The organism is Vibrio sp. Hep-1b-8, assembly GCF_006124995.1.
Lineage (GTDB): Bacteria > Pseudomonadota > Gammaproteobacteria > Enterobacterales > Vibrionaceae > Vibrio.
The window spans coordinates 152214-159307 of sequence record NZ_QEWN01000001.1 but is presented as its reverse complement, the minus strand read 5'-3'; the positions used below and the strand labels follow the sequence as shown (position 1 = coordinate 159307).

Here is a 7094-nt window from a genome sequence, read left to right as displayed (position 1 = left end):
AAGACCGCCTCTAGCATCGCTGTGTTCATCATACAACGCTTCTGTTTTCCAACGATACTGAGTTTAGTCGGCTCTGTGCGCAACATATTCAACCCTATATGGCGCAGACAAGCTAGGTTTTCGGCTCCGTGGTCTTTATTGATTTGGCAGGCATCCTCAGCCATCGTCACATCTAAGACCCAGTGCATTGACTCGATACCCCAGTGCTCCCTTACTGCGCTTGCCGCTTGCTCCGCACTCAATTGCTTTGAGCTGATGTAGTATCGATACTCTAGCTCTGCTACTTTGCCTTTATGGTAACGGAAGTTTTCCACCATAATGACCGATTTTAATCCTTTCCAACGAGAGAAGTTACCTTCGAGCGTTTCACTGCTTAACACATAGCTTTGACGGACTTCAATACGGCCGTGACCCTGCTCGATTTTGATATTTTTGGGCTTTGATACTCGTTGTTTTGCAAAAGCCTGCTCTATTGCTTTGCGTAACTTTCCTTGATTATTTTTAACCGCAAGTAAGTAGTTAGCATCTTGTTCGATGATAGTTTTGGCTATTTCCGTTTGGCATGCCATCGCATCAATTGTGACTAGAGCGCCTTTGATATCAAGAAGTTTGATGAGCTCAGGTATTGCTGTGATCTCGTTGCTCTTTTCTTCTGTTTTGAGCTGTCCAAGTACGAGCTTATTGGACGAAGCGTAGGCGCTAATCATATGGATAGTACTAGCTCGGTCATCTCGGTTGTAGGAGCCCCGAAGTGTTTTACCATCAATCGCAACGACTTGCCCCTCAGTAAGGGAATGTACTGCTGACATCCAGTTTATAAAGCAAGTATGAAAGGGCTCTGGTTCTATCTTAGAGATAATGCGAGCAATCGTATCATCGGCAGGAATATCATTAACAAACATACCATTACGTTTAAACCACTCATGATGACCAAGGATGTACTCACGAATATCAAACCAACCTTTGGCACCAGCAATAACAGCGCACAATGAGCCGAACAGAACCTCAAACAAGCAATACGTAACCTTTGCTGACTGGCGCTTATCTGCGACTAAATGGAAGTGCTCTTTAAACTCGTCGATATGCATTGTGGCTAGCTCTCTTTAATTTGCTGCTATATACTAACTTATTGATTACATGGCATTACATGTCATTTTGACACCAAACCAAGATCTTAACTGTTAATTCAGGGCGGGATCGCACTTTGTTAGCAACTATGGTCTAATAGACCAAAACAATGTGAGTGCGGTGCTCCGAGCCAAAGACAAAAACTAAAGCAAGCGGGTTGGTGTAACGATTACAGAGCACAAGTATTCTTTGGTTTATAAATTAATCAAAGTATGCTCACGTCCTGATTGTTAATTCACATTAAAAAATAATGTGCAATAAATGGACTTTATTATCGGGACAAATTAACTAAAAAAGGACTTCATTATGCGTAAATATCACTATTCGGCACTACTTATGTCAGCCTCTTTTTTATCTATGGCTGGAGAACATACTGTCAGATTTTCGGGAAGCGTCATCGAACGACCTTGCCCTATACAGACTGAAAATCATGCAAATAAATTTATACATACTGAAAATCATGCAAATAAATTAATCGAAGATCGCTGTGTCCCCTTCAAAAAACCTGTATATGAAGCAATTTATGATACAGAAGATGATGGCATTACAGCCAAACATATTGGTAACATCGTTCATGTAACCTATCTATAGACATTAGTAATGTGACTCACAAGCTGTAGTTAATGCTAGCCTTGAGCCCATATCATTGGCTCTTTGCTATCATTTTCTACCACTGTAACAATCATACCAGCTTCCACAACTACTTCATTCGGATGTTTTTCTATACCGTTAAATATTCCCTCAATTCCTTTACTTCATTCTTTTAACCTCACTAAGTTAACACAGAATGCTACTGATAAATCTAATTATCGCAAAACGAGAACAATCCTACGAAACAAGTTCAAAACTCTGTCGCCCAACACCATAAAACCTACAAATAAGCATAAGAGAGGCTACTAGCCCCTCTTATGTCAACCACAGACTAATCCTCTGACTGACAAAATGTCGCTATGTACAGGGCTTCAACTTTTTCTCGAGCCCACGGTGTGCGGCGTAAAAATTTCAGAGATGATTTTATCGATGGGTTATTGTAGAAACAGTTGATCTGAATTTCTGCGTCAAGTCCTTCCCAGCCGTAATACTCTTGCAGGCGGGTAAGAAGTTGCTCTAACGTAATACCATGTAATGGATTGTTCGGCTGTTGCTGACTCATTGAATAGTGTTCCGACGATATCGAGGTGTAAAACGAGAGTCTAGCAAATATCAGTTATCTTTATTACGTTTTTCACTCCACAGCGCACGTCCTCGTCTTTTACTTTTACGGGTTTGGCAACGAATCAAAATCGCTTGTTTCTCCTCGTTAGACGCAGCTGACCAATTTAGGATCTCGTCTAGAGTTCGAAAACAACCTAAACAGATCTCTTCCTCATCAAGGCAACAGTGGCGAATACATGGACAAGCGATTGTCGATACGCCACTGTTACTTTCATTATCTCGGTTCATTTCACACCCCACTGTCTAGATTCTAGACCGAGATAAAAGTGGGTGCCTTACCCTAACCGCAATACTACCCTTGAGATCCGGCTACAGTGCATGACACTACCTTCCGTTTTGCTGTAAAAGGACTCGCTGATAACCGTTCGCTCCCGAATTAACACTAACACCTGAGTGTCTGCTAGCTTGACCGCCAGTTCATCTTCGGAGTAACTCTGACTAAAAACGGTTACATCATGCTCAGTAAGGAGCTTAAAACACTCTAAGCTTTTGACCACATCCTGATAGTCATCCAAAACGGTAATATTCAATTTACACTCCTTGTTCAGTGAGTACTCAACATATCACAGTGTCTCTTTTTGGCCTGCTTGGCTATGTTGAACCAACCTTTATCTTTATCGTAGGTTTATTGATTGGCAGCACCATAACCCTGCAAGAAGTTCCCACTTACTTGTTTATTATGTGCGCCTTAATCGCCTTGATTACGGACAGTCACAAACGGCTGAAAAATATTCGGATAAAACGATAATAGTGTAGAACGCATCTATTGCGTATTCACAACACCATCACCCGCAACGCGATCAAAAGTTCGCCAAGCTATGAATCCTATCTAACCACTCACTCAATTGCAGACGATTGCCGCGTGATATAGAAAGTCTCGATTTTCGCGCCGGCCTTTACAAAATCCACCGACAGGGTATAGAAACCTTTCTCCAACTGAACTTTAAGACCATCAACCGACACGAGGTGGCCTTGTGTGCCATGGGTTGAAAAACTCATACTGAACTGATCATTTATCGCAAGGCTACAGGAAGATTGAGCCGTAGAATCCCGTTCATAACTCATAACAGCTTGGCACTGGTATACCCCCTCCGTTTTCACCTCAATATCAAACGATACGTTGACTGAGGAATTAAGCGTGATTGCAGAGTCAGTCATATAAACCCGATCAGTGCCCGTTATCTTTCGAGCAATAAACGGCTTTATTGGCTGATACGCCTGCAAGGGTCTCGCCATCGCTGGCGTATCCAAGATAAAACGACAGATATTCATCGCGCTGCGTTGCAGTTCCGCCAGGGTCAATCTTCCTGATTCGATGGCTTCTAAGGTGTCATCCTGCATTGCGTTGTTTTCAGCACCATCATTCTCGACCACCATATAAAGGTCATTCTGTGCCTTGAGCATATGTGAAGTGAAGGTTTTAGCTTCGACACCACCAGAAATCGGATCGTTCATCTTAGCCCACCAGTCTGTCATCACAATACCACTGAAACCCCACTCGTTTCGCAATAGAGTGGTGTTCAGATCGTAATTGGACGCTGCCCAGTGAGCGTTGACCGGATTATACGAGGTCATGATCGTGCTTGCCCTGCCCTGCTTAACCGCCATTTCAAACGGTTTAACATGCACTTCACGTATTGCTCGTTGCGATATGATGCTGTCCACATCTACCCTTGCGGTTTCTTGATCGTTGGCAGCAAAGTGCTTGATGGTTCCCGATACACCAGCCCGGCTCAAACCTCGAGTTTGAGCCGATGCGATCATTCCAGTCAAATACGGGTCTTCAGAGAAATACTCGAAGTTGCGCCCATTTAGTGGATGACGATGAATATTGATGCCTGGACCAAGTAGCGTATCAATATGATTTGCGCTTAGCTCTTGACCAATCAGGTAAAACAGTTGTTCATTTAGTTCGTTGTTCCAAGTACATCCCAACAAAGTACCAATCGGTACCTGAGTGGCTTTATGACCACTATCCATACGAATACCAGAAGGTCCATCCGCTGCTGCGGCAACAGGTATACCAAGTTGAAACAGGCTGTCCGAAACACCACCAAACGCAGCGGCAGTTCCCGGTGTGACCTTAGGGCTACACATACCTTCGCCACGTACCATAGTCGCCATTTGCTCCACCGTCATCTGAGCAACAAATGCCTCCAGACTTGCCTGTCCAGATTTGACATCAGCCAGCTTAATACCAACATCGCCGGTGTATTTAAGTTCATTCGGCATATTGGTTGAGATTCGGGTTGCCATATCGACGGTACGTTGTGGAACAGATTCAAAACCGAGCTGAAAACAGCCCCGCTCGTCCGGATTTGTTGGCTTCATTCGCTCAAATGGCAATATCGGCGCACAAGCTTCCTGTAAGCGTTCAGTGACAAGTAGTTCCTCCAGAGAAAAACACGCGTCTAGTGGTTTAGCTTGACGAACGCTACCACCAAGATAAAAGTTGTACTCCCCTGCTTCGAGTAGGTAACAGTTTCTGTTGCCAGTGACACCACTATCGTCATAACTGGCCAGTTGAGAGAGAGGAAGGCTAATCGTCATTAGTTGAGATTGTTTGGCTGCCAGTTTACGAGTTTTAGCAAACGCAACCAGTGTTCGTCTTGGCTTACCTAATAAGCCTTGTGGAGCCTCTACATAGAGCTGAACAACCTCTTTACCCGCATGGACTGGCCCCGTATTAGTTACTTCAATCTCGAACAGTAGCTGAGTCTCTGAACCTTGTCCTTCAACGCGATATCCAACCAACACTTGCGTGAAGTCACTGTAGGACAGACCAGCACCGAATTCGAACTGTACTTTCTCAGGTGCGAACGTTTCGAAGTAGCGATAACCAACATAGATGTCTTCCTGGTAGACGTTACGCGTTCGATCACCGAAGTTACGTGTCGATGGATAGTCCTCAATACGGTAGGCGATGGTATCGCTTAGTCGACCACTTGGTGATTCAGCACCCGACAGTACATCGGCCAGTGCATCGCCTGCTTCCATGCCAGCCGCCCAGCTATACATCACCGCTCTGATGGACTGACACCCTTGAATCGTCTCCAGCCATGACATATCGATGATGTTGGTCACGTTCATCACCACAATCACACACTCAAAATGACGACAGACGAAAGTGAGCATTTGCTGTTCGAGCTCGGTTAAACGGTAACTGCCTGCTAAGTCCTGATTGTCCTGATCTTCACCCGCAGTACGACCAATAAAGACAATCGCTTTGTTCGATTGTTGCGCCGCCGTTCGCACCAGCTCATCATTAAGTGGCATCTCCTGTTGGAACCAAGGTTCAGCGGCCCAGCCACCACCACCATCGTCAAATGGATGGTCCGCAACCCAGTTACGATAAAGCTGCGCTAATTCTTGATTGTATGAAATCGCCGGATTGGAGGCGATCCCATCCAACGCACTGATCGCATACGCAACATTCACAGCCCCACCTGAACCTGTTCCACTGCGATACGTATTGATTTGGCAACGACCAAACAGGGAGACCGTGTCCTGCGCCATCAGCGGCAAAGCTTGCTGTTCATTTTTGAGTAATACGATACCTTCGGTCGCAGCCTGACGGCTAACCGGAACCAAATTCATTTGAGCTTGTGTTATTTGACTGTTTTGCATAATCAACCACATGTTAAGTTTGGGATGTCACTTTTGGGTCGCTGCTCTGAACGACCCACTGTGTTTCTGATAACAAAAATAGTATGCTGATTGAATTCGCTAATCTCCCAATATAGCGACACAAAAAAGGAAAATAGCGACATGACCACTCGATATCGACTACGCTCACATCAGCGTCATCAACACCTGAATTTCGCTTTTGTCGATGGAGACCACCAAACCGACTTCGCACTTCACAAACACGACTTTTCAGAGCTGTTTCTGGTTTTAGAAGGGAGTGGTAAACACTTGGTTGCTGACTTCGAATATCCGTTAAGTGTTGGAGATGTGTTTGTCATTAATGGTGAAACTGAGCATGGCTTTAAAGACGTTAGCGGACTAAAACTGATCAATCTGATGTTTGACGCTTCAGCCCCCTTCTTTGAACAACCCTCTATGCGCGTTCTTGCTGGCTACCAAACACTATTTAAGATAGAACCTTTAGCGAGACAGACCTCAGAATACAGTGCCAAGTTGACTCTCAATCAATCTCAACTCACTACTGTCCAACAAATGTTGGAGTCAATACGATCCGAATACCAAGTCGCGCCACCGGGTTTTGAAGTAATGATCAGTAGCTTAATGCAGCAACTGATTATTACCTTGGCAAGAATTTACGCTCAGCAGCAACAAGACGCACCAAAAACAACGTTAGCGCTGAGTCGGGCTATGGTGTTTATCGAACAAAACTATACCCGCAGCGAGCTCACTCCGGAGCAGATCGCGCAAGCGGCTTTTGTTAGTCAGCGTCAGTTAGAAAGGTTGTTTAAACACTATTTAGACACTTCGCCCAATCACTATGTCCGCCAACTCCAGTTAAGTTACGCACATAACCTGATTGTTGAAGAGAAGCTCACTTCAGTGCAGACAATATCAGAGTCGTGCGGTTTCAGTGACAGTAACTACTTTTCTAAATGCTACAAGCAGCGTTACTTGACGACCCCAAGAGCAGAAATAAAAAAAGCCGCTACAGAGAGCGGCAAAAGCGATCGTTAGGAGCAAATCGCGTTGCTGAAAATAGTGTGTCCCAAAGGCAATAACACTAAAAGGATATAATGAAAAAGGAAGGCATCAACACTTGGCAG

At 44.6% G+C, this 7094-nt stretch carries 7 protein-coding genes; 2 read left to right on the top strand and 5 right to left on the bottom strand.

The window, feature by feature from the left end; genetic code table 11:
- Positions 1-1088, bottom strand: a 1088-nt coding sequence (locus DA100_RS00740) for an ISAs1 family transposase (RefSeq protein WP_138970390.1), incomplete at its 3' end; no start/stop codon positions are given.
- 346 nt (positions 1089-1434) lie between these two features.
- Between DA100_RS00740 and DA100_RS00735 the strand changes: the two genes are divergently transcribed.
- On the top strand, positions 1435-1719 hold the full coding sequence (locus DA100_RS00735) for a hypothetical protein (protein WP_138970389.1): 285 nt from the start codon (positions 1435-1437) through the stop codon (positions 1717-1719).
- A gap of 331 nt (positions 1720-2050) precedes the next feature.
- On the opposite strand, the gene DA100_RS00730 is transcribed toward DA100_RS00735, so the two are convergent.
- From DA100_RS00730 to DA100_RS00710, 4 genes are all read right to left on the bottom strand, one after another.
- On the bottom strand, positions 2051-2281 hold the full coding sequence (locus tag DA100_RS00730; protein WP_138970388.1) for a VF530 family protein: 231 nt from the start codon (positions 2279-2281) through the stop codon (positions 2051-2053).
- Between the two features lie 50 nt (positions 2282-2331).
- The gene (locus DA100_RS00725) at positions 2332-2571 is read right to left on the bottom strand and encodes a DUF1289 domain-containing protein (RefSeq protein ID WP_138970387.1); all 240 of its coding nucleotides are present in this window, start codon (positions 2569-2571) and stop codon (positions 2332-2334) included.
- Positions 2572-2618: 47 nt separating this feature from the next.
- Positions 2619-2873 (bottom strand): hypothetical protein, encoded by a 255-nt coding sequence (locus tag DA100_RS00720; RefSeq protein ID WP_138970386.1) that lies wholly within the window; start codon positions 2871-2873, stop codon positions 2619-2621.
- Between the two features lie 307 nt (positions 2874-3180).
- Positions 3181-5970 carry a glycoside hydrolase family 3 protein gene (locus DA100_RS00710; RefSeq protein WP_138970385.1) on the bottom strand — a complete coding sequence of 930 codons (2790 nt, stop codon included), beginning with the start codon at positions 5968-5970 and terminating at the stop codon, positions 3181-3183.
- 141 nt (positions 5971-6111) lie between these two features.
- Between DA100_RS00710 and DA100_RS00705 the strand changes: the two genes are divergently transcribed.
- Positions 6112-7005 (top strand): helix-turn-helix domain-containing protein, encoded by an 894-nt coding sequence (locus DA100_RS00705; protein ID WP_138970384.1) that lies wholly within the window; start codon positions 6112-6114, stop codon positions 7003-7005.
- Positions 7006-7094: the final 89 nt, after the last annotated feature.